Below are 21,794 nucleotides of genomic sequence, written 5' to 3' on the forward strand. Positions count from 1 at the left end.
TCATTTCAAAATCCGATGAAAGTGAGCAAGGTCGAATCGAGCGTGAGCACCGTGAATAAATAAGCGAGCAAAATCCCGCCCATCACATCAGAGAAAAAATGCAGCTCCAGATAAATCCGCGAGAACGCGACGAGCGCGGCGAGCACGAAAAACGGTGCGCTCCACGCCGGCCAAAAAAAGGCTAGGACGAATGCCGAAGCAAAACTACCAGCAGTGTGCGCAGAAGGAAAAGCCGAATCGATCTTGCCGAGATAAGTCTGATGACCGAGTGGCCGCACACGACGAAAAATATATTTCAAAGTAAATGCGCCCCCGGTCGCCAGTAGACAAGTCAGCGTGAGCGCCGCGGCTGAGAAAAAATCGAGATAGCGCAAAACGAAAAAAAATGGGATTACGAAAAGCGTCGCGATGACGAAAGGCGTGAAGGAAATAGCGTTAAAAATTTGCAGAACGACCGGATGAAATTCCCGACGAAATTTTTTGATAGTCTTGAGAGAAAATTCATCCAGACCGTAGAAGCCGGCGGCCGCCAGCGCCGCGATGATTCCGACAAAATACCAATTCAGCATTTTGAGAATTTTATGCTAAATTTGGCGCCATGAAAAAACAAACTTTTTTGATCACTGGCGGCACGGGATTCCTCGGCTGTCACCTCGCACGAAATCTCGTGCAGCGCGGTCACCGCGTGAAGCTGCTCGACCTCGAGACACTGAATGAACCTGACCTCTGGGGCAAGGTCGAGAACTATGTCGGCGATATTCGCAATCGCATTTTGGTCGATCGACTAATGGCGGATGTCGATGTCGTGATCCACGCTGCCGCCGCGCTACCACTCGCGAAGCCGAAGGAAATTATCGATACAACTGTGCGCGGTACGAAAATAATTTTGGAAGAAGCGAAGAAAAATAAAGTGGGGCGCGTAGTTTATATTTCCTCGACAGCGGTCTACGGCGTGCCGATGAAGCACCCCATCGTCGAGACTGATCCGCGCGTCGGTGTCGGACCGTATGGTCATGCGAAAATCGCGGCGGAAGAATTGTGTGAAAAATTCCGCAAAGAAAAAATGGTAATCACAATCATTCGTCCAAAAACTTTCATCGGAACAGGTCGCCTCGGCGTCTTCCAAATTCTCTTCGACTGGGTGCGCCGTGGTGCGAAAATCCCCGTCATTGGCAACGGTCAAAATCGCTATCAGCTAATGGATGTCGAAGATCTCGCGAATGCGGTCTGGCTCGCCGCGAGCAAACCAGCAAAACTCGCGAACGACACTTTCAATGTTGGCGCGAAAAAATTCGAAACCGTCGCCAAAGATTTGAATAGTTTTTTCCGCAAAGTCGGCAGCAAATCCCGCGTGCTGAAAACTCCGGCGGGATTAATCAAAGGCACGCTCGCGCTTTTCGAGCGGCTCGGGCTCTCCCCGCTCTACGCCTGGGTCTATGCGACCGCGGACAAAGATTCATTCGTCTCGACGGAAAAAATCGAGAAGCAGCTCGGCTGGCGCGCGAAGTATTCGAATTCTGACACACTCATCCGGACTTTCGAGTGGTACGCGAAACACTGGAAAGAGTACGAATCAGCAACCGGGATCACACACCGCGTCGCTTGGAAGCAAGGGATCCTGAAGATTGCGCGTTTCATTTTGCAATAAAAAAACTTCGACAACTTGCAGTCGTGTTTCAAGTTTGAAATTGAGAATTTTTAGTTTTCTCGCTAATTTGGCATAGTGGTTCTCGGCAAGCGGAATGACAAATTGATCGGTTTCTTGAATTTGTTTGCGAACAAAATCTACAGCTGTTGCGAGCTCGTCTGCAGAAGCTTTGCTTGCTTGATCTAAAATTCGACCGCACGACATTAGGTTTTTGAGACGATCAATAGTCTTGATGAAAACTGCTTCTGGCTCCTGATTGAGCTTTTCAAAATATCGACATGGACTAAGTTTGATTACTCTTCCTTTTGGCGACAAACGATATTTCGAAACTAAGCGGGTCAAGACTTCGACCACTCGACCACGAAAAAGCTGAACTAGTTCGTCGCGTTTTCTTCTCTTAACCCACTTGTCGTCTTCACGAACATCGTGCAATAAAGCAGCCATGACGGCAGCTGGTCCGCCACCCATTTCCAAAACAGAGAGCGCGACCTCAAGCGGATGAATCACATAAGGCAACCGCTCGCCTTTTGAATTTTTTTCTTTACGCGTTTGCCCTTTGTGAAAAAGACAAGCCTGCACCCAAGCAAATTGAATTCGCTTCTTGTCTTCTTCTTGAAAATTAGCCTTGCCCAAAGCAGACTTAAACCGTTTTGCAAACTCGCTTAATTCGTATTCAAAAGGATAATAAAAATCCTCGTGAAACGGCAGCTCCGGTCTTTCGGATTTTCCCAAGTTAAAATTTAAGCAGCGCATTCTAGCCGCCAAAATCAATTTTGGGAAATTTGAAAACTAACGCAAGTGCCAAAAAATCTCAGCGTCTTGTTCTTCAAATTTATTTTTTAAAACGGAGCGCAGCTCACTCATTTGCTGCGCCTTCTCTTCGTCGGAAATCGCAGCGCGATAAACTTCTTTCAGGCTCGCGCGATAATCACTCCACGCCGCCGCCCGCGCCTCAGACGCTACGAAATCCGGCTCGAGCCAGTCAGCCAAAATCGCCAAACTCCGCTCGCGGACTTCTTGAAAATTCGCGGAAGCCGGTAAATCAACCGCGCGTGAAAACAAGAAAAAAGTAAGCGCGACCAAACTGAGCGCGAGAAAAACAGAGACAAAAGCCAGTGCCACCGCACGAACAATCTTGGCGAGTGCAACAATAAGCGCGACGATGAATTGCAAAATCTTCTCGAGTAAAACAAGCAATCCACCCGCGACAGTTTTGATAAATTGAAAAATCACAGAAAAGAAATTCTGCACAAAAGCAAAAATTGGCTGAAAAAACGGGGTGAATTCAGCATCAGTTTTTTTGTTTTCAGCGCTGCGTTTTTTGGGCATAAAAATTTATTTTAAAATTGGAGTTGTCGGTCGTTTTATTTTTCCTACCAACTACTGACTACGAACTACCAACTCCTTGGTGGGTCGGGTGGGACTTGAACCCACGACCATCAGCTTAAAAGGCTGTTGCTCTACCAGCTGAGCTACCGACCCATGATAGAATTAAGTTTTTAGTTGACAGTATTTAGTGGCTAATCCTTACCGCCCCCAAAGCTCTTTATAATCCCTACAATCCTCCATTTAAAAAGTGGACGGATTTTAGCAAAAAATCCCCCAGCGCAAAAATCTATTGCGCCAATTTTGCTTTCAGCAAAACGACAATTTTCGCGACCTGTGCGCGCGTCAAAGTGTCGCGAATGCCAAAGGTGCCATCTTCGTAGCCCGAGATGATGGCGTTGTCTTTCGCCCACGCAATCGCCGCCGCATAAGGATGCGACAGCGACACATCTGGGAAAGGTTTAGTAGTGATGGCTGGGATCTCGACGCCCGCCGCCGTGAGCAGCGTCCAGACAGCCTCACCGCGCGTCACACCATCAGCCGGATGAAATTCGGTAGCCGTCGTCCAGATCGCGCCAACTCGTGCGAGCGCGCCGACAAAGGGCGCGTACCACGCGTCAGCAGGAACATCGGAGAAGCCTTCGGTCGCAGTCGTGAGGCTAAATGAATTGGTCGCAATCTTCGCGAGCTCGGCGCGATTGATCAGCGCATCGGGACGAATCGTCCCGTCGGGATAACCCGCGACGATGCCATCAGAATCCAAACGCGCGAGAAAGCCCGCCGACCAATGCGCGAGTGGCAGGTCGGAATATTTTTGGACTGCGGCATCAAGCTGCGCGACTGTGATCCCCGCCTCGGTCGCCTTCGCACTCTTGGCATCCGATTCATCGACAACTGGAATTTCGCTATCGCTGACGCATTCGCCATTCACATAACTAGTAATTCCGGCTGCTTTCGCGTTGCAAGCGTTGGAATAAGTCTTGCCGTCACTGCCGCAAACCGGAGTGTAATCAGTCGTGCACACGACTAGCTCAGAGCCAAAATTTTCGACGAGCGTGATCGAAGCTTCTGTCGACAGCGGACTGAGATTGCGACCATCGCTCGCACGCAAAATGTAATGAATTGTTTGTCCGACAGTGAGAGCTGTGTCAGTGAAAGTTTGGTCACCACGACCGACCGCGTCATAAGCTGTACCGGCAACTGGCAGCGGATCGACACCGCGCAGGATTTGAATTTGATTCACATCCATATCCGGCGGATCAATCCAAGTCAGCCGAACTGAAGTCGCCGAGATCTGTGTAATTTGAAGATTTTTCGGAGCCTGCGGTTCGTAATTGTCGGAGTTGCTACTGGTCCAAACTTGGAGACTTTTGGAATCAGTCGCGACGACCGAACCAGAGGCAGCAAGCGTTAATTGGAGATTGGCATTCGCCGCAGCGAAATAAAACCCGTTGAAAACCAGTCCGGAAATCGTGACACTCTCGCCCGCCGCGAAATTCGCCGCGACAGTGATGACCGCTGTCTTGGCGTAATTTTCGTAAGTGACACTCGCCGTCGCGCCGCTGAAACGACCGGCATCGACAGCCGAACCGTAGACATTGACTGAGGCAACCCGATCATCCCAAATGATTGGAAAATCGGTCGGAATATTAATGCGAATACCGCCGCTCGCAGTAATCGTCGGACTCGCAGCATCGTCGGTGATGGTGATGTCACGCGCCTGCTGAATGTTTTGGTACTGATTGAAAGATTGATCAGCGGCGGAATTGATCGTCGCGGCTGCGAAAACCGGCGTAACCGCGAGGCAAAAAAATGCGGCGGCGAGAAGGGCTTTAGTTTTCATTTTGGGCTGGGGTTTGAGGTTGAGTTTTTAAACGCGCCTGGCGAATAAGTTCGAATTGGTCGGAAATTAATTTTTGCATTCCGGCGTCAGTATTGGCGGAATTGTAGCGCACGAAACTTTCGAGATTGGTTTGCGCATCATCGAAATGCTCAGCAGCAATCAAAACGCGCAGCGCGTCCTCCAGCGCCTCGGTATTGCTCGGATCAGCTTCGAGCAATTTGCCGTAATATTTCGCCGCCTCGAGATAGTCGCCAACTTCTTCGTAAATCACGCCGAGATTATTGAGTGCGGCAAAATGCTTCGGATCAAGCTCGAGAATTTGTTTGTAAAACGGAATCGCAAGATCGAGCCGACCAAGCTGGTCTTGCGCGAAAGCAATCTCCAGCAACGCTGCCGTCTTCGCGACATCGTCCTGCGCCGCCTGCGCCGCGACTAAAGCTTGCTCGCCATTTTTTAATTGTGTTTCTAGCTGAGTGCGCAGCGCCTCGGGCATCCCCTCTCTTGCAATGCGAAATTTATTGCCACAACCGACAAGCGTAAGTGTGAGCATACAAATTAACGCGACACTAAAAATTTTGCGAAACATGTTGATAGAAATTAAAGCGGATTCATTTTAACTTTCTGCGCAAGATCTGTCGATAAAAAAAGCCCCACCAAACGGTCCCAAAGGGACCACTTCGTGGCAGGGCTTTTTTATTTTTCTGAGGGAACTTATTGCGCCAGCTTCTTGATGAGCGTGACGATCTTCGCGACCTGACCACGCGTGAGCGTGTCGCCAGGACCGAAGTTGCCATTGTCATAACCATTCACAACTCCGTTCTTCGAGGCGTAGGTAATCGCTGCAGCGAAGCGGTGTCCCGTAGTCACATCCGGGAAGAGTTTTTCTGAAGTGACTTTCGAGAGATCGACACCGGAAGCTTTGAGCAAAACCCAAACTGCTTCACCACGCGTCACATTGACCTCAGGATGGTAAAGCGAGGAGGTCGTCCACGAAGCACCAGCAACCTGGAGCGCACCGACGAAGGGAGCATACCATGCGTCGTCAGCCACATCAGTGTAGGTCTCGGTCGCGTTCGCCAGTCCAAATGCTTTCGCGGCAATCTTCGCGAGCTCAGCGCGATTAATCGTGTTGTCTGGTTTCACCGAGCCATCAGGATAGCCGTCGAGAATTCCGAGGTTACGCATGCGCGCGATGAAAGGCGCAGTCCAATTATCTTTTTGTAAATCGGAAAATTTACCGACAGCCGAATCAACCTCCGCCTCACTCACACCCGCCTGCTCGTAGCGATCACCTGTCACCGTCGTCGTGGTGGTCGTAACCTCTGTGGTAGTGGTAGTCGCAGGAGTCGTGTCCGTGGCTTCCGTAGTCGAAGTCGTCGTAGTGGTGGTCGTAGTGGTCGAAGATGACGAGTCATCGCTGTGTTGGGCACCACGGCTGAGCGCGACAGCAGAAGCCGCAGCTGAACCGAGGAATGGACCGGCTGTTCCTGAGCAAGCTGCAGTCAGTGCGCCACTTGTATAGCCAATATAGATTGTCTCGACTGTATCGTGTTGCAAAGCCGTGAACGACGCGACACCGGCTACGGCCGCTTTGGTCGCACCCGACATCGTACCAGCTCCCGCCGATGAACAGTTGGCAGCGAGATAGTCCGTCGCCACAACATTGTCTGTATCAGCCGTCACATTGCCATAGGCATCGGTGATGTAGACAATTGGCTGAGGATTGAAATTGTTGTTAATCGCGGCAGTCACCGAAGCTTGTTGAGCAATCATCAGCTTATTTTTCGTGCCGACTGTGACAGTGAGGTCGAGATCATCGGCTGTCGAACCAGTCGAACTTAATGTGCCATCGGTGACATCAATCGTCGTCACTTCAACTTTTTTGGCAGTCAATGTAAGTTCGGTCGCATCAGAAACACCAACGGTAAAATTGGTCGCCGTAGTCGTACCAATCGCATGTGTCTCAATGTTGCCGGTCGAACCGTCAGGAGCAAGAGTCGGTCCGCTGAAAATTAAATCTTTCGAGCCAGTATAACCTTCATCAATGTTGTTATTTGCGTCTTTCGCTGCAACAGACAGCTCATTTGTGGCACCCGTAACCTGAGTGCCAGATGCACCTCCTACGACTAATTTGGTAGCTGTCACAGCGACCGTGCCTGTCACTGTCGCGACCGCGCTCGCATTTGCGCGCATCGTCGAGCTGCCAGCGTCGCCATCTTCCAGCACGCTTGTCGTATCATTGATTGAAAATGTATAAGTATCCCCTTCTGTCGCAGTGAGGGCTGCACCTGTTTTCATGTAAATATAAATCCAATAATCCTGTCCTGCGTCCGAAGCAAGTGAAATCAAATCTCCTACGCCATCGGCATCGGCAGCCGCACCAAATGTGATTGTCGCATCAGCGACAGTCCCAGTGCTGACCAATGTCGTGCCGGCATCAGAATAAAGTTTCGCGCTTGCGACATCAGTCGAAGCAGTAGCTCCCGTACCTCCGACCGCGAGGACAAGCTGGTCAATCCAGAGAGGAAGACCATCCGTGGCGATGGTCTCATCATCATCTATCCTAAATTTGAGGGCGATGAATTGCTCACCTGCCGTATCATTGAGCGGATTGATATTAAAATCCGCTTGCGCCCCGCCTGTGTGGGCGATTACCGTGCCTTCCGCTGCTGCGAAAGCCGACGGAGAAAGCACAATCGCGAAAGCGAATGCGGCAACCGTACAACCAAAAAACGCCAGTGGGCGCGACCAGAGACTTTTAATTTTTCTGGACATTAGGGTGGGGTTAAAAATTTGTTGAAAGAAGTTTACTATTTCTGTCAAAAAACTATACCGAATAGGACATTTTTTTATTTTAGCGGCAAGGGAATTTTGCGTTAAACAAATTGCCTAATCTCACCAAAAACATCTTGGCGGTGTCGTGCAAAATCACGATAAATCTGGAGATGACTCGCCTCGCGCAGCTCGGGCGCATCACAGCTGATGCCGTCCTCACGCACACCAGTCAGCGTAAGGTAACTACTAAAAGGCCACTCTTCCGGTTTTGAAACTAATTTTTTGCGCACAGGATTATCGTGAATATAGCCGCAAAGTTGAAGATAATAGGCGTCATCGCTGACATGCTTAGCTTTGTAAGAACTTTCAAAAACACGACCAGAATGATCGTCAGCATAGCGCGCGCAATAGTATTTGGAATAGGCGGTGAAGAGACGATGAAAAAACTTTTGTGCGGAATTGACTTCTGCTAATCCGACCCTCAGGGTCGCCCCCGACCCTGAGGGTCGACTCGCGGACTGACCCTTCGGGTCTGGCACGCGAATCAAAAAATGAAAATGGTTTGGCATAAGACAATAAGCCAAAATATCAATTGGAAACTTATCTCTGTATTCACACATTTTTAGAAAAAAACGATTGTAGTCGCGATCAGAATGAAAGATAGTTTTTTTACCAGCACTGCGATTGTAGATGTGATAAATCTCGCCGGGGACGAGCTCGCGTTTTTTGCTTGGCATGACTGAAGTGTAGCAGATACCGACCCTCAGGGTCTACCCCGACCCTGAGGGTCTGCTCACCATCTTTTTCCCCCAAATAAAAAAGCCCTGCCGAAGCAGAGCTTTTTTAAATTGTTTTTTAAGCTGTTTTTGTAGGCTCAAATTAAATATCGGGGAGAACCCTCGGGTGTCCCGGAGGACCCCGAGGATTGACTCACCCAATTTTATTAGTACTTGAGCGTGTTACCGTTGAGCGTGGTGCTCGCGACCTGACCCAACCATTTGACGGTTGCGTTGGTCTCGTTCCACCAGAAGTCACCAGCAGTGACCGTACCAGCAGTCGAGCTACCGAGAGAGATGCTCGGAGTGAGCAAATCGTCCGTACCAGCCTGATCAGTGATCAAAGTGGTCGTAGCTGTTTCGACAGTGAAGGTCTTGCTTGTGCCTTTCGAGATTTCGATTGCAGTTGTCGGGATGAAAGTCACCGAAGCTGCACTCGTGGAAGTCTCATTGATGTAGCCAGTTGCGACAGTCGAGCCACCTTCTTTGAGGTAGGCGACCAAAGCGTTACCAGCAGCAGCCATGGAAGCATCCGAAGCAAAGTTGACATTGAGTTTCTCGTTGTAAACAAGTACGCGATCGATGAAGACATCATCAGCCGCATCGTCGAGATTGCCCGGAGTGTTGACTTCGATAAGCAAGTGCGTATCGGAGCTAGCTGTACCAGCTGGGATAGCAACATCTTTCACGAAGTACCATGTGCCTTCAGTGAGAGTCGCTGAGCCGACTGCGAAGTTCGCAGCAGCCAAAGCTGTCTCTTGATCGAGCGTACCGTCATTAGCATCGGCAGTACCGAGACCGAGACCAGTAGCGTCAAATGTCGCAGTAGCGCTGTCATCGTTCCAGCGAATCCAGAACGAAGCGTAAGCGTATGCACTGAGATCATTGGTGCCAGCAGCCCAAGCGATATCATCGCCAGCCGTCTGGACAGCCGTAGCATCACAGCCCGAGCCGTCAACAGCAGTCGCAGATGCAGCCGATGTGATGGTCGAACCAGTTCCAGCGACACAAGTCGCTAATTCAGCAGCTGCGCGGAGTTGAACTTTTTCAGCCGCGTCAGCCGAGACCGTGAAGACGAAGATACCGTCAGAAGCAGCCATCGTGCGGCTTCCGCTTGGTGAGCTGCTCGCGAGAGCGATAGTCGGTTTGCTTTCGTAAACCACCATTTGGTTGGCAGATGAGAGATAACCCGTGCCTGGAAGCGCGTAGTAAATATTGTCCGCAGCATCCGGTGTCGTGTCAGCATCGTCGATGACCAAACCAATCAAGCTGGTCTCATCATCAGTATATTTCGTGGTGAGAACCAAAATAGTTGAGTTCGTAGTGTCGTAGGTGCCATCGTTATCACTCAGGATAAGCGTGCCGACTGGCAAGCTCACACCGAGATCGGCTGTCGTAATCGTGGCAGAAGAGCCAAGCGTGACAGCTGAAGCGAGTGTACCGAGAGCGACACCTGTCGTCGTGTAAGTGATCGTACCGAAATCCAAATCGGATGATGCCGTGACATCATTGTCGATCTTGCTGGATTTGTAAGTTTCACCAGAACCCTGAGCGACAGCTTCGAAGTCGTTGAACGCGAGGTTGAGGTCGACGAATTCACCAGCAGTTGCGCCAGCTGAGATTGTGTTCAGCGTGGAAGTGATAGTGAGGACGGCGTCGTCATCAGCCGGGACAGCGATATCGAGACCCGAGAAGTCGGCAGTACCATTTGTGAGGTAGCCAGTCTTCGTCTCAGTCGCACCAGAAGAATTGGTGTAGCTGAGTTTGATTGCGACGACATTGTTGTCGTAGTCACCGATGTTCGCAGCAGCGACAGCCGATTGGCGGTTGTTGATGCTGAGTTTTTGGACTTTGAAAGCTTCGTCAGTCGAAGTGAATTTGAATTTGCTAATCGAGACATCAGTCGTGCCAGCGACGACGATGTTTTCTTTCGCGGTGTCAGCATCGACAGCGATGGTGAGTGAGCCGCCAGTCGAGACAGTGATGAGAGGATTCTGAGTGGCTGCGCCGTTGATTTCAGCCGTGCCAGCCGCAGTGACGGTGTTGCCGTCTTTGTCCTCTGCAGTGATGTCATCGTTAGGATCGATACTCGCTCCGATGTAAGTCGTAGCCGAGACATTCGTCGAGAGGTCACCCTTCACGACGACTTGGACAGTCGAGCCAGCCGGGATGGTGTAGCTCATGTTGTCGAAGGTCGCTTTGTAGTAACCAGTCGCCTGTACGCCGACCAAGGTCAGACCTTCTGGTCCGGCGACTTTCGTGCCACCGATCCAGAGTTCGAGATTATTGACATAGTCACTCGCAGCGAGTTGACCAGCCAAGAAGGTCGTATTGTCATCCGCGCGAACGCGTACCACCAATTCAGTGATCTTCGCTTCGGAAGCAGCACCTGCCGCCATCGTGAGACCGATGAGCGAAACATCTTGTGTGCCTTTCACCGCCGTGTCAGAGACCGGAGTGGAAGACTTGGTGACAGTGAGCGAAGCCGATTTGACCGTCATCGTCTTACCATTGATGTCGGAAGTCGGGACGACGGAAGCACTATTTGTGATGGTCTTGTTGTTGACATCTTTGATTTCGACCGTACCGTCAGAAATATCGATGGTCGCATAAACTGTGTCATCAACGAAGTCTGTGTCTGTGTTGTTCGCGAGATCAGCCGTGATCGCGAGATCGAGGCTCTCACCCGCAGACATCGTAAATTCATCTTGGAATGTGTAGAAACCAGCACCATCAGTGGTCGCACCGATAGCTGTCGAGCCACCCGAAGCTGTGTTCAATACATTGGAGTCAATCGGTCCGAGGACGACTGCACCCGTAGTTTTGTTGATGATCTTGATGTCGGTATAGTTGGAAGTTGTTCCAGCTGTACCTCCGAGGAGACCACCCTGGTCAGCTGCGCTGTCGGCATCATTCGTCGTCAAGGCGATACCAAGTTTCTTGACAGTGATTTCCGAGACAGAAGTGATATTGAAATCCAAAAGGTGGACATCTTTCGCGTTGACCGCGATATCAGCTGCCGTCGGACCACTCGAGGAGAGAGTGACATCACCACCCTGAAGTGTGGATTCTGAATCGTCAGTTCCGCCAGCAGTGACGCCATCATAATCACCCGAAGTGACAGTCATACCGAAACCGTAAGTGCCGCCGGTTGCAGAGAGATCTGTATTTTCGTCGAGATAGATGTGCACTGTGTCGCCACCACGACCCGTGTTGAAGTCAGCTTTGACTTCGAAATTGCGGCTATCGCCTTTGACAATTTCAAACGGAGTCGCGAGTGTGAAGACGAGCAAGTCTTTGCTATTTGTCCCTGTGGTCGAAGCGAGCAAAGTGGTTCCCTGGTAAAGTTTCGCATTTTGAACATCGGTCGGCGATACTGTGCCGTCGACGAGCAAAGCGATTTGTTTGACTGAAGCTGCTTCACCAGCAGTTGTGAGTTTGAATTTCGCGATGGTCGCGTTGTCCTCACCAACTTTCGGATTCGTGATTGAACCATTTTTGGCAATCGTGATCGAACCAGCCGTCACCGAAGTGTCAACTTTTTGTAAGTTGGAAACGATTGGGAAGCTACCCGAGACGCTTTTCGCGTTCGTGGTGATTTTCGCTGCTGCCTCAATCGCGAAGTAACTCTCGCCAGCTGCTGTAGATGCTGTGTCAGCTCTGAGCGTGAGAGTTTTGGTCGTACCAGCCGGCACTGTCACATTGACGCCATTGAAGGTCGCTTCGTGTGAAGTGGAGTTGACTGTTTTGCCTGAAGTCAAGCGATTGTCGCCATCGTACAGGTAAAGTGTCCAACCAGTGTCGAGACCGACACCAGTGCGTTTGATGATGACATTTTGGACGACGATCGCGTCACCAGTGGCTGTGAAGTTGTAAGCCGCGACTGGAGTCGAAGCTGCTCCGACTGGGAAAGTCTGAGCTACTGGGGAGCTTGGCGATTTGACGACAGTCAAAGTGCCATCCGAAGTCGGGACAGTGGTCGAGCCACCATCTTCAGCTGTGACGGAAGAAGCCGCACCAGCGGTGTAAGTCGCACGGCGTTTGCTGCCGTCAGCGGCCTCGATACGCGAAGCTTGCGCGATGACCGCGACTTGCTCACGAGTGATCGGATCGGCTGGGCCGAATTTGCCGTTGTCATAACCATTGAGGATGCCGTGTGCGTAGGCTGTCTCGACATAGTCATAGTACCAAGCCGAAGAAGCTACATCTGGGAAATTAGGCGGAGTGCCAGCGTAAGCTGTTTCGAGTTCGAAAGCATCCACGAGGATTTTCGAACCTTCAGCGCGGTTGAGCACGCCACTCGGGTTGTAGGTCGCGAGACCATTGGAGTCGAGCGCACCACCATTGATGCCGCCGACGACGCCATTGTTGTAAAGAGTTTCAACGAAAGAGTAGTACCAGTCAGCTGGAGCTACATCGTTGAAATGAGGGGCACCAGTGGTGTCCTGGGTCAAACCAGCTGCAAGCATAGCAACTTTTGCCATTTCAGCGCGGTTGAGGTTGCCTTTCGGATCGAAGGATCCGTCTGGACGACCAGCGAGGACTCCGTCATCAGCCAAAGAGGTGATGGAATTGAGAGCCCAATCCGAGATCGCGCTTGCATCGGTGAAAGTTGTTGCCGCTACCGCGACACTGAAAGTGAAGACCGAAGTCGACACGACAGCGAGTGCGGAGATCGCAGCGGTGAATCTTCTAAAATAACTCATTATATTGAGGTTAAAGGGTTGGAAGCAGTCTTGGTCAATCTCGCCTTGCGGTTTAATCGACGCGGAACGCGTTCTCAACGGGGAATTTGGAAACAGGTTGCCCTGTGAATTAAGTCAATTCCGACTCCCAGTAGCGAGAGTGAATCCCGAAATGATAATCGAGAAGCGAGGGTTGAGCCTCCAGAATCTAAATTTAATTGAAAGTTTAGAAATATCTTTAATTTTGTTCGAGTTGTTCGAAATGTTCTAAATGTTGGATGAACAGTTAGAACGAGTTCCGCGTAGCGGAACGATAGAACAATTAGAACTTTATGCATTTCCCACCGAATTTCTCTCTTTGAGAATCAGTTTCGTGGGGCGAGATTTCAAGGGACGAAGTCCCCCCTTTGGGGGGGCGAAGACGCAGTCCGCCGGAGCTTCAGCGAAGGCTGGGCAAGGGCGAATAGGTAATTTTCAGTTGTTTTGTGAGCGTCATGAGACGCAAGTTTAGCTCCGCCATTTACCATTTTTTTGGAGGAGCCTCAGAGCTTTTTTCACTGGAATTTACGGATTTTCGTGGAGTTTATTGGTGCACGCAAGCAGTGTCAAATCTTTGGTTTCGGGATTGCCCACGCACACGACCGATTTTAATCAAATTTTTCACCCTTTTCGCCGACACAAACCTGGTCGCTTTTGCCACTTTTTGGCTTCTAAAAGCGATTGATTGTTTGAGCTGAGCTTTTCCTGGTTCGCTTATTAGAACTCTTTTTCTAATTTTTCGTTTCAAATTTTGACTTGCGAGAATTTAGCTTTTATTTCCTGGCTTCAGCCAAATTTTGTTGCGGCGAAAATTTTAGTTCAGAAAAACCAAAAGTCAAATCCCCCGCCTTGTCCAATCTCGCTTGAATTGCACGAATTATCCTGCATCTGTACAAATTCTTTTTTCACGAATTTTTCTTTGTCTTTCCCGCCACGAAGTGGCCCCTTCGGGGCGAAAGCGGGAATCCAAAACAAACCCCTTGTCATTCCCGGCTTGACCGGGAATCCAGAAAAATCCTCACCTGTTGGAATTCGAGCTGTAGGGAACGGACATGTCCGTTCCTTTTTCTCCTAAACAGCTTAAAATAAGACAAAAATTAGCCAATGTCTTCCTCCTCTTCCTCTAATCGGGGCATAAATGCCGTGGTTAAAAAAATTCTGGTTTTATTCTAATTCTCGAATTCAGAAACGAAGTCGAACATCTCACCTGCTTTATGCTCCGTGCTCCATGTTTTATGCTCCATGCTTCATGAAGTCCCTTTTAAATTCAGCGAATTCCCCTGCTCGAATCGCCGCGCGAATCGCATTCATGAAGTCGTGAATCCAGGTCAAATTGTGCAGCGTGAAAAGTCGCATCCCGAGAATTTCGTTCGAAAGGAAAAGGTGGCGTAAGTATCCGCGGCTGAAGTTTTGGCAAGCTTCGCAACGACAGCCTTGGATTAAAGGCTTTTTATCTGTTTTGAATTTAGCGTTGCGGATATTTCCTCGCCCACCGAAGCGATCGAAAAATGCGCCGTGCCGCGCGAGCCGCGTCGGAATCACGCAATCGAACATGTCGATTCCCCGCTCGACCGCCTCGAGAATATCGCGCGGATCGCCGACGCCCATCAGATAACGCGGCTTATTCGTAGGCAAAAGCGGCGCAACTAGGTCAATGGTTTTGAGGAAATCCGCCTTCGACTCCCCGACCGCGAGCCCACCAATCGCGATTCCCGGCAAAGGCAAATCAGCGCAAAATTCCGCTGATTGCTTACGCAAATCCGGAAAATTGACGCCCTGCACAATTGGAAAAAGTGCTTGCTTGCACGCAGACCCTAAGGGTCGCCCCCGACCCTGAGGGTCGACCGTGTGGAATTTTAATGTTTCCTCCGCCCACTTCATCGTACGCAGCAGCGCGACTTCAGCGACCTGGCGCGAAGCATCACCGGGTGCACATTCGTCGAGTTGCATCGCGATGTCCGAACCCAATTTTTGCTGAATTTGTAGGGCTTTTTTGGGTGTGAGGTAAATTTTGGAACCATCCAGCGGCGAGCGAAATTCGACTCCCCGATCGGAAATCTGGCGCATTTTCGCCAAAGAAAAAACTTGGAATCCGCCCGAGTCGGTCAGGATCGGACCGTCCCAGTGCATGAATTTATGTAGTCCGCCGAATTTTTGGATTAAGTCCTCCCCTGGTCGCAAGTGCAAATGAAAAGTGTTCGCGAGAATTATTTCGCTTCCACAAGCCCGCACGTCCTCCGGAGTCAGGGTTTTAACTGCGCCATAAGTCCCGACCGGCATGAAGACCGGCGTGCGAATCGCCCCGTGCGGCGTGTAAAATGTCGCTGTTCGCGCCGCTGTTTTGCGATCTTTCCGCGAAATTTTAAACTCAAACACCACTGAATTTTATATTGAAAATTGAATATTTAAAATTTTCTTCTTAAAGCTCAGACCAGCACAAATCATAAAACCACTATTTTAAAAGGATAAATTGACCCAATAACCCCCGAACCTAGCAGCCAATAACCCAGTGACCAATGACCCCCGAACCCACTGACCAATAACTCCGAACCTAACGACTCAGCGACTTAACAACTTAAAGACTTAATGACTAAACTCCTCCTCCACTCCTGCTGCGCACCCTGCCTCACTCACCCACTCACAGAGCTGCAGAAAGATTTTGAGGTCGTTTTATTTTTTTACAATCCGAATATTCAACCCCGCGCAGAATACGACATGCGGCTTGCAGAAGCGAAAAAGTATTGCCAGGGTAAGTGCGAAATTTTGGAGGGCGATTACGATCCCGAAGTTTGGTTTGAGAAAATTAAAGGATTCGAAAACGAGCCCGAGCGTGGCGCGCGTTGCCGCATTTGCTACGAAATGCGACTTGCCAAAACAGCCGAGCTTGCGGCAAAATCGGGTTTCCAGTTTTTCGCGACGACGCTCTCGATCTCCCCACACAAAAATGCAGACTGGTTAAATGAGATTGGTCGAGAATTGTCAAGCAAATACGGCGTCGAATTCCTCGAATCCAACTGGAAAAAGTGTGACGGCTTCAAAAAGTCACTCGAACTCTCTGCCGCCGCTGAGCTGAAAAGACAAAATTATTGTGGCTGCGTCTTCAGCCGGAAGATGATCAATGAAAAACCTGGCGAGTAGACAAAAAAATTTGTCCAGTGGACAACTAGTAGACAACCAGTAGACAAATGAGTAGACAAAATCACTCCCCTATCTCGTCGAAAATGTTGGGTGGACAAAAGTTTTTTTGGGCGCGTCCGACTAGACCAGTAGTCGACATTTTTCGTAAGCCTGTGGATAACTTCGAGCGACTTTCTGAAGCTGCCAAAACCCGTAATCGCCAAACCCAAACCACTCTCGCTGGTCCGGCTTTCCAGGTCCTAGGACAAGAGAATACTTGGAGCCTGATTCAGCTTGCCGACGGCGCGTTCGGCTGGCTGCCAAATTCAAGCCTCAAACGCGTAAGAAACTTAAATTATTGGGCAAAAATAAAACCAGCGCCACGCGAAAAGCTAGTCGAAATCAAAGCCTCCGGCAAAGCAAAAGTTCGCAAAATTTTGGCTGAATTCGCAGACATCCCTTACCTCTGGGGCGGCACGACGCGAAGCGGCGTGGATTGCTCAGCTTTTAGTCAAAGATTGTGCTGGCAGCTTGGAAAAATTCTGCTCCCGCGCAACTCCCGCGAACAAAAAAAATGTGGGCGATCTGTCCAGTCGACAAAAATCAAAGATCTCGACCTGCTCTTTTTTGTCCACTCGAAGACTGATCGTCATCATGTCGCTGTCTACTGGGATGGCGAAGTTTGGCACTTCTGTCTAGACAAGCAAGGCCTGACCTCTGAATCACTGGAGTCAATTAAAAAAAGATATAATCATGTCGCCACGCGTCGAATTTTTAAATTCAAACATGCTTGAGCAAATCAAGGCTGCGAGGAACATTCATGTCGTCGGCGTGAGCGGCACCGAGGGCGCTGCGATCGCCGCCTTTTTGCTAAGTCTCAGCGTCAGTTTTGTCGCGCACGACTTCAGCGAAGAAAAATTTTTTTTGCGTAACTTTAATACCAATCATTTTGGCTATTTGGCTTCTAGGAGAGCCAAATTACTTAAGAAAGTCTTGGCAAACCAGCAAGTTTGCTTCCAAAAAAACTACCTCGACGGTATTGAAAAAGCCGATTTGATTTTCGTCTCCCAGAATTGGGAAGCCTACTCCCCCAACCAAAAACTAAAAGCTATTTTCGAAAAAAATCCAAGTATTTTTGCGACCATCACCCAGCTTTATTTTCAACTTTTTCCTGGCAAAATTCTCGCCGTGACCGGTACGAATGGCAAGTCGACAACCACCAAGCTGATTGCTGAAATTATGTTGTCTGGTAGACAATCAAGCAAACGAGTAGACACCAGTAGACAAACAGTAGACAAAAAGTCTGGCAAAATTTACTTCACGGGAAACGATCGGCGCAATATCCAAATTCTGGATCAACTAAGAAATTGGCGCAAAACTGACTGGCTCGTGGTCGAAGTTTCGAACCGCCAACTTAAATTCCCGCTTGGTCGCGCACCGGAAATTGGCGTAATCACGAATGTCAGTCCGAACCATTTGAATGAATATATAGGCGGATTTTCAGCTTACAAAAGCGGTAAGCTCCAATTAATCGCCGAACAGAAAAAAGGGGATATTGCCGTCTTAAATTATGACAATATAGTCACGAAAAGCTTTATTAAGAAAGCGCGAGCACTGGCAAAACCATTCTCGACAAAAACCAAACTGTCTACTGGTGTCTACATCGACGATGCTTGGATTGTCGAAAAGCGCTCTGCTGTCCACCTGCCTACCGGCAGGCAGGCTCGACAAACTAAAATTTGTCCACTCGACAAAATCAAAGTTCTCGGCGAGCACAATTTAGCGAATATCTTGGCAGCGGTCGCTGCGACGCGCTCTGCCGGGGTTAGCGCGAAAGTAATTTGTGCGGCGATTGCCAAATTTCGCGGAATTCCTCAGCGACTTGAAGTCGTACTTAAGAGAAATGGTGTGAAGTTTATCAATGATTCCGCCTCGACCACGCCCGAATCGACCATTGCCGCGCTAGAAAGCTTCCCGAAAGCTAGTGTCCGGCTGATCGCAGGCGGGGAGTCAAAAGGCATGGACTACGCGACATTGGCGCGCGAAATCAAACGCCAAAAAACGCGTGTTGTTTTGCTCGAAAGTCCACTCGCCGAAATTTTAGGACCGAGACTACGCAAGGAGAAAATTTCTTTCACGCTGGTCAAAACCTTGCAGGAAGCCGTCAAGATTTCAGCTCAAAATGCGGTAAAAGGCGACGCTGTGCTGCTTTCTCCCGCCGCGGCTTGGTTTTGCTATTTCACTGGCAAAATCCCACTCGGCGGACGCGGATTCGAGCAATTCGTGAAAACCCTCGCGTAATTATTTTTCTTCATCGACCGGCTCGTACTTGAGCGGATCGAGCGATGTAATCAGTATTTCGCAGCCACAATTTTCGCACTCGACAACCTCGCCAGCTTCGAGAGGTTCGTGCTCAATTTCAGACTCGCAATCGGGACAAATAATCGTTATCATTTGGGAGGATTTTATGAATTTAATTTTGAATGTCAACCAAAATTTTGACGATTTTTGCGACCGCGAGCGACACGATCTTTGGCGCTACGCGAAACTGCTCGGCAAACTGAAAAATACGAGCCAAATTGGCTCGGGACAAACTGAATTCACGCCACTTAAAAAAGTCGGGGAATGGCTTGTTAAACGCGAAGATTGCAGCATAACAGGCTCGCATAAGTTTCGCGCGCTCGCTTTTCAATTGAGCTGTCTGCTCGCTGAAAAAATCGACCGCGCTGTTCTCTCAAGTTCGGGAAATGCCGCGATTGCGGCAGCCAAAATCTTGCCACACTGCGCTAATTTAAAACTTTTTACATTTCTGTCGAGACGAACACCGCCGGAAAAATTAGCTGCGCTCGAATTTTCTGAAAATTTCGTGCCAATTCTCTCCGACCGCCCCCTACGCATGGCTAAATATGCGACAAAACACTTTAAATTAAAAGATTTGCGTCCGTCGCAAGATCGGAATGCCGTCGTCGGCTTCCGCTCGCTTGGCTTCGAAATTTTTGAGCAAAACCCCAAAATCGAGAACATTTTCAGTTTCGCGACCAGCTTCGCAAGTGTGCACGGCATGGCTGAAGCGTTCGATACCTTGGTGAAGCTTGGCGCACTCGCGAAAGCACCGCGAATTTTCGCAGTCGTCTCGAGTGGACAGCTGGCCGGCGAATTGAGTGGACGCATAGTGGACAAGAGTCTTTGTCGAGTCGACAAAAAAATTGTCGAGTGGACACGAGTAGACAACAGTAGACAGCTAGTAGACACCCAAATTTTGACGGGCCTGTCTGCCGGTAGGCAGGTGGACATCTCGGATGAAGAGATTTCGGCAGCTCAGGCAAAATTCAATTCGGTCGAAACATCGAATGAGGGCTTCGCGAGTCTCGCTGCCGCGGAGAAAATAAAACCTGGCGGGCAAACGCTCGTAATTTTGACCGGACGGAAATGGAAAGATGGAAAGGTTGATTTGACGCGTTTTGAAAAAGCTGACAATTTTGCGGAAGTTGATAGAATACTTACTCCACATGGATAACTTTCCCCGCAAAACGATTCTCTTGGTCTCGCCTGATCCTCGCAAAATCGAGGGGCTCGAGCTCGCGTGGCCACACTTCAAAATTTTCGTTTCGAAGATGAGTCCCTCCCTGCGCAAAGCCGAAAGACGGGGAGCCGAAATCGTAAATTTGAAGCTACCAAAAATTAAAAAAACGAGTGATTTGCTGGCAGAAATGGTCGGACGAAACTTGGTCAAGAAGGGGAGTCGTGTCTTGGTTTTCAAAAATTTGGCGAAAATCGAAAAGCTCGCCGCGAAACGCAAATTCGAAATTCTGATGCCAGAGTCGAAATTTCTAATCTTGCTCGAAGATAAAATTAATTTCGTGCAGTTCTGCCACGAATTCGCGCTACCGATTTTGCCGACCAAAGTTCGCGAATTAAATCTCGTGCGTTTCACCGAACCAGTCGTGATTCAGACGCGGCGCGGACACGCCGGTGAATCGACCTATTTTGTCCGATCTCCACGCGAGCTGGAAAACCTGAAACGCAAAATGGGGGACTTCACAGTCAAAGTGACGCCGCTCAAAAAACTGCCGACTTTCTCGCTGGATTTCTGCGTGACACGCAATGGGATCTATTCGACTCAACCCTTTTTCCAAATCACGGGCGACCCGAGACTAAATCCGCTGCCGGGCGGAACTGGCGGAATCGACTTCGACCTCGCTGCGCAACTGTCAGTCGCGACCAAGGAAAGAATCGGCGCGTTGGTCGAAATGGTCGGAGCAGCTTTGAAAAAAATCGGCTATCGCGGCATCGCTGGAATTGATTTTCTCGTCGATGATGTGAACTCGCGGATTTATTTGCTCGAGCTGAATCCCCGGCTGCTCTCAAATCTCGGTTTCGTCACACAGAGACAAGTCGAGGCAGGGGAGCTGCCGCTCGCGACGATTCATTTGCTCGAATTCTTAGGAGAAGATTTCAATAAATTTAAAGCCGAAAGGTTGAGTCAGGTAAATTCTGGTCGCTTCGAAAATCCGCATCCCGACGCAAAAATGGCAATCGAAATCTAGCGCTCGTTAATCGTCTCCTTCACTTTCACGCCGAAGTGGCGACCAGCGTCTTCGACGAAAGCGAGTACCTCATCGCCTTTTTTCAGTTTCGTGATGGAGATCGGTTTGCCGTTCGGCTTGGTCAGACGAATCGTCTCGGCATTTTGCATCACGAGCGAAATCGACTTGGCACCAATCTTGCCGCGCACATGCAGCATCGGGCGTTTTTCGATCTTGGCACGACCGACTGCGAGCGGGAAGGTGTTGCCTTTTTCATCCACGATTAAAACCTGCTTGCCGGCGATGACCTCATTCAAATAACCGGTTTTGTTGTCAGGCAGGCGCACATAGGCATGCACTGCGCCGACATTGACGCGAAATGGTCGCGGATCGCAATAAGGACTTTCGACATTTTCATTGAAGACGAGAAACATCGCCGAGCTAGAATCGCCCGCGAGGATCCCCTGCCCAGGCGCGAGAATCGCCGTCGTGTCGACGCAGACGCGGTCAGCCACGCCGACAGCCTCAGTCGACTCAATCGTCGCGCGCACGAGCTGCAAACGCTCGTTATTCGCTTCACGCACGACTTTGCCCGTCGCGACAATCTCAGGCGCTTTGGTGGTTTCGAGAAGAATGCCGTCCGCACCGACTTCCATCGTCGTCAAAGCCAGCAAGGCTTTTTTCGAATCACCCACGGTTTGAATAATGTTCGAGGTTTTGGAGATTAAATTTTCGAGCGGAATAATCGACCAGTCTTTGTTGCGAATAATTTTGAAAACTTTGGCACCGGCTGCGACGACATCATTCTCGACTGCCTTGGAAGTGATGGTGAATTCTTGGACATCCTTGCCCAATTTCAAATCGCCATCCGTCGCGACCGTCTGAATCAGTCCGAGCTCTTTGGCTTTTTTCGAAAAACCCGTCGGCAAAACGAGCGCGTCCGCACCAGATTCGATCGCTGTCGCGACGAGTTCTTTGTTCCATTTCGGAATCGAAACCCAGAAAAGTTTTTTCATTGGGGAATTTTTAGACCCGTAAATTTTAGCATTTCTTGAAATA

Annotated in this window: 17 protein-coding genes and 1 tRNA gene; 6 read left to right on the forward strand and 12 right to left on the reverse strand. The window is 49.7% G+C overall.

Going from position 1 to position 21,794, the window contains the following annotated elements; translation table 11 throughout:
• Positions 1–5: 5 nt before the first annotated feature.
• Positions 6–569: a phosphatase PAP2 family protein gene (locus WCV72_03320; GenBank protein ID MFA6458392.1), complete on the reverse strand. Its 564-nt coding sequence runs from the start codon at positions 567–569 to the stop codon at positions 6–8.
• Between the two features lie 29 nt (positions 570–598).
• On the opposite strand from WCV72_03320, the gene WCV72_03325 reads away from it, so the two are divergent.
• Positions 599–1,648, forward strand: a complete 1,050-nt coding sequence (locus WCV72_03325) for an NAD(P)-dependent oxidoreductase (GenBank protein ID MFA6458393.1) — start codon at positions 599–601, stop codon at positions 1,646–1,648.
• Here the strand turns inward: WCV72_03325 and WCV72_03330 are convergent.
• From WCV72_03330 to tgt, 9 genes are all read right to left on the reverse strand, one after another.
• A complete protein-coding gene (locus WCV72_03330; protein ID MFA6458394.1) occupies positions 1,574–2,380 on the reverse strand; it encodes an HD domain-containing protein in 807 nt (268 codons plus the stop codon). The two genes, WCV72_03325 and WCV72_03330, sit on opposite strands and share 75 nt — an antisense overlap.
• 57 nt (positions 2,381–2,437) lie before the next feature.
• A complete protein-coding gene (locus WCV72_03335; protein ID MFA6458395.1) occupies positions 2,438–2,977 on the reverse strand; it encodes a hypothetical protein in 540 nt (179 codons plus the stop codon).
• Between the two features lie 77 nt (positions 2,978–3,054).
• Positions 3,055–3,130, reverse strand: a tRNA-Lys gene (locus WCV72_03340).
• A gap of 133 nt (positions 3,131–3,263) precedes the next feature.
• A complete protein-coding gene (locus WCV72_03345) occupies positions 3,264–4,817 on the reverse strand; it encodes an S-layer homology domain-containing protein (GenBank protein ID MFA6458396.1) in 1,554 nt (517 codons plus the stop codon).
• A complete protein-coding gene (locus WCV72_03350; GenBank protein MFA6458397.1) occupies positions 4,807–5,403 on the reverse strand; it encodes a tetratricopeptide repeat protein in 597 nt (198 codons plus the stop codon). The genes WCV72_03345 and WCV72_03350 overlap by 11 nt, the downstream gene beginning before the upstream one ends.
• Positions 5,404–5,528: 125 nt before the next feature.
• Positions 5,529–7,592, reverse strand: a complete 2,064-nt coding sequence (locus WCV72_03355) for an S-layer homology domain-containing protein (GenBank protein MFA6458398.1) — start codon at positions 7,590–7,592, stop codon at positions 5,529–5,531.
• Between the two features lie 101 nt (positions 7,593–7,693).
• The gene (locus tag WCV72_03360; protein MFA6458399.1) at positions 7,694–8,329 is read right to left on the reverse strand and encodes a transposase; all 636 of its coding nucleotides are present in this window, start codon (positions 8,327–8,329) and stop codon (positions 7,694–7,696) included.
• 206 nt (positions 8,330–8,535) lie between these two features.
• Positions 8,536–13,074, reverse strand: a complete 4,539-nt coding sequence (locus WCV72_03365; GenBank protein MFA6458400.1) for an S-layer homology domain-containing protein — start codon at positions 13,072–13,074, stop codon at positions 8,536–8,538.
• Positions 13,075–14,325: 1,251 nt separating this feature from the next.
• Positions 14,326–15,468, reverse strand: coding sequence for a tRNA guanosine(34) transglycosylase Tgt (gene tgt / locus WCV72_03370; protein ID MFA6458401.1), 1,143 nt, complete (start codon positions 15,466–15,468; stop codon positions 14,326–14,328).
• Between the two features lie 210 nt (positions 15,469–15,678).
• Here tgt and WCV72_03375 point away from each other — a divergent pair, with 210 nt between their 5' ends.
• The 3 genes from WCV72_03375 to WCV72_03385 are packed head-to-tail and all read left to right on the forward strand — an operon-like array spanning position 15,679 to position 18,510.
• Positions 15,679–16,230 (forward strand): epoxyqueuosine reductase QueH, encoded by a 552-nt coding sequence (locus WCV72_03375; GenBank protein ID MFA6458402.1) that lies wholly within the window; start codon positions 15,679–15,681, stop codon positions 16,228–16,230.
• Between the two features lie 47 nt (positions 16,231–16,277).
• Positions 16,278–17,003, forward strand: a complete 726-nt coding sequence (locus tag WCV72_03380) for an NlpC/P60 family protein (GenBank protein MFA6458403.1) — start codon at positions 16,278–16,280, stop codon at positions 17,001–17,003.
• Positions 16,996–18,510, forward strand: coding sequence for a Mur ligase family protein (locus WCV72_03385; GenBank protein ID MFA6458404.1), 1,515 nt, complete (start codon positions 16,996–16,998; stop codon positions 18,508–18,510). The genes WCV72_03380 and WCV72_03385 overlap by 8 nt, the downstream gene beginning before the upstream one ends.
• On the opposite strand, the gene WCV72_03390 is transcribed toward WCV72_03385, so the two are convergent.
• Entirely contained in the window at positions 18,511–18,663 is a 153-nt protein-coding gene (locus WCV72_03390) for a lysine biosynthesis protein LysW (GenBank protein MFA6458405.1), read from the reverse strand.
• Between the two features lie 13 nt (positions 18,664–18,676).
• Between WCV72_03390 and WCV72_03395 the strand changes: the two genes are divergently transcribed.
• Complete coding sequence (locus WCV72_03395) at positions 18,677–19,726, forward strand: PLP-dependent lyase/thiolase (protein ID MFA6458406.1); 1,050 nt, start codon at positions 18,677–18,679, stop codon at positions 19,724–19,726.
• Entirely contained in the window at positions 19,719–20,756 is a 1,038-nt protein-coding gene (locus tag WCV72_03400; GenBank protein MFA6458407.1) for an ATP-grasp domain-containing protein, read from the forward strand. The genes WCV72_03395 and WCV72_03400 overlap by 8 nt, the downstream gene beginning before the upstream one ends.
• Here the strand turns inward: WCV72_03400 and WCV72_03405 are convergent.
• Positions 20,753–21,751 carry a 3-dehydroquinate synthase II gene (locus tag WCV72_03405; GenBank protein MFA6458408.1) on the reverse strand — a complete coding sequence of 333 codons (999 nt, stop codon included), beginning with the start codon at positions 21,749–21,751 and terminating at the stop codon, positions 20,753–20,755. The two genes, WCV72_03400 and WCV72_03405, sit on opposite strands and share 4 nt — an antisense overlap.
• Positions 21,752–21,794 lie beyond the last annotated feature (43 nt).

The organism is Patescibacteria group bacterium (assembly GCA_041665585.1).
Taxonomy (GTDB): domain Bacteria; phylum Patescibacteriota; class Gracilibacteria; order JAHISY01; family JAHISY01; genus JAHISY01.

Excerpts from the sequence above, each read along its gene's own strand:
- WCV72_03320 (MFA6458392.1), bottom strand. The coding sequence starts at position 569 with ATGCTGAATTGGTATTTTGTCGGAATCATCGCGGCGCTGGCGGCCGCC.
- WCV72_03325 (MFA6458393.1), top strand. The coding sequence starts at position 599 with ATGAAAAAACAAACTTTTTTGATCACTGGCGGCACGGGATTCCTCGGC.
- WCV72_03335 (MFA6458395.1), bottom strand. The coding sequence starts at position 2,977 with ATGCCCAAAAAACGCAGCGCTGAAAACAAAAAAACTGATGCTGAATTC.
- WCV72_03345 (MFA6458396.1), bottom strand. The coding sequence starts at position 4,817 with ATGAAAACTAAAGCCCTTCTCGCCGCCGCATTTTTTTGCCTCGCGGTT.
- WCV72_03350 (MFA6458397.1), bottom strand. The coding sequence starts at position 5,403 with ATGTTTCGCAAAATTTTTAGTGTCGCGTTAATTTGTATGCTCACACTT.
- WCV72_03355 (MFA6458398.1), bottom strand. The coding sequence starts at position 7,592 with ATGTCCAGAAAAATTAAAAGTCTCTGGTCGCGCCCACTGGCGTTTTTT.
- WCV72_03360 (MFA6458399.1), bottom strand. The coding sequence starts at position 8,329 with ATGCCAAGCAAAAAACGCGAGCTCGTCCCCGGCGAGATTTATCACATC.
- WCV72_03365 (MFA6458400.1), bottom strand. The coding sequence starts at position 13,074 with ATGAGTTATTTTAGAAGATTCACCGCTGCGATCTCCGCACTCGCTGTC.
- WCV72_03375 (MFA6458402.1), top strand. The coding sequence starts at position 15,679 with ATGACTAAACTCCTCCTCCACTCCTGCTGCGCACCCTGCCTCACTCAC.
- WCV72_03380 (MFA6458403.1), top strand. The coding sequence starts at position 16,278 with ATGAGTAGACAAAATCACTCCCCTATCTCGTCGAAAATGTTGGGTGGA.
- WCV72_03385 (MFA6458404.1), top strand. The coding sequence starts at position 16,996 with ATGCTTGAGCAAATCAAGGCTGCGAGGAACATTCATGTCGTCGGCGTG.
- WCV72_03390 (MFA6458405.1), bottom strand. The coding sequence starts at position 18,663 with ATGATAACGATTATTTGTCCCGATTGCGAGTCTGAAATTGAGCACGAA.
- WCV72_03395 (MFA6458406.1), top strand. The coding sequence starts at position 18,677 with ATGAATTTAATTTTGAATGTCAACCAAAATTTTGACGATTTTTGCGAC.
- WCV72_03400 (MFA6458407.1), top strand. The coding sequence starts at position 19,719 with ATGGATAACTTTCCCCGCAAAACGATTCTCTTGGTCTCGCCTGATCCT.
- WCV72_03405 (MFA6458408.1), bottom strand. The coding sequence starts at position 21,751 with ATGAAAAAACTTTTCTGGGTTTCGATTCCGAAATGGAACAAAGAACTC.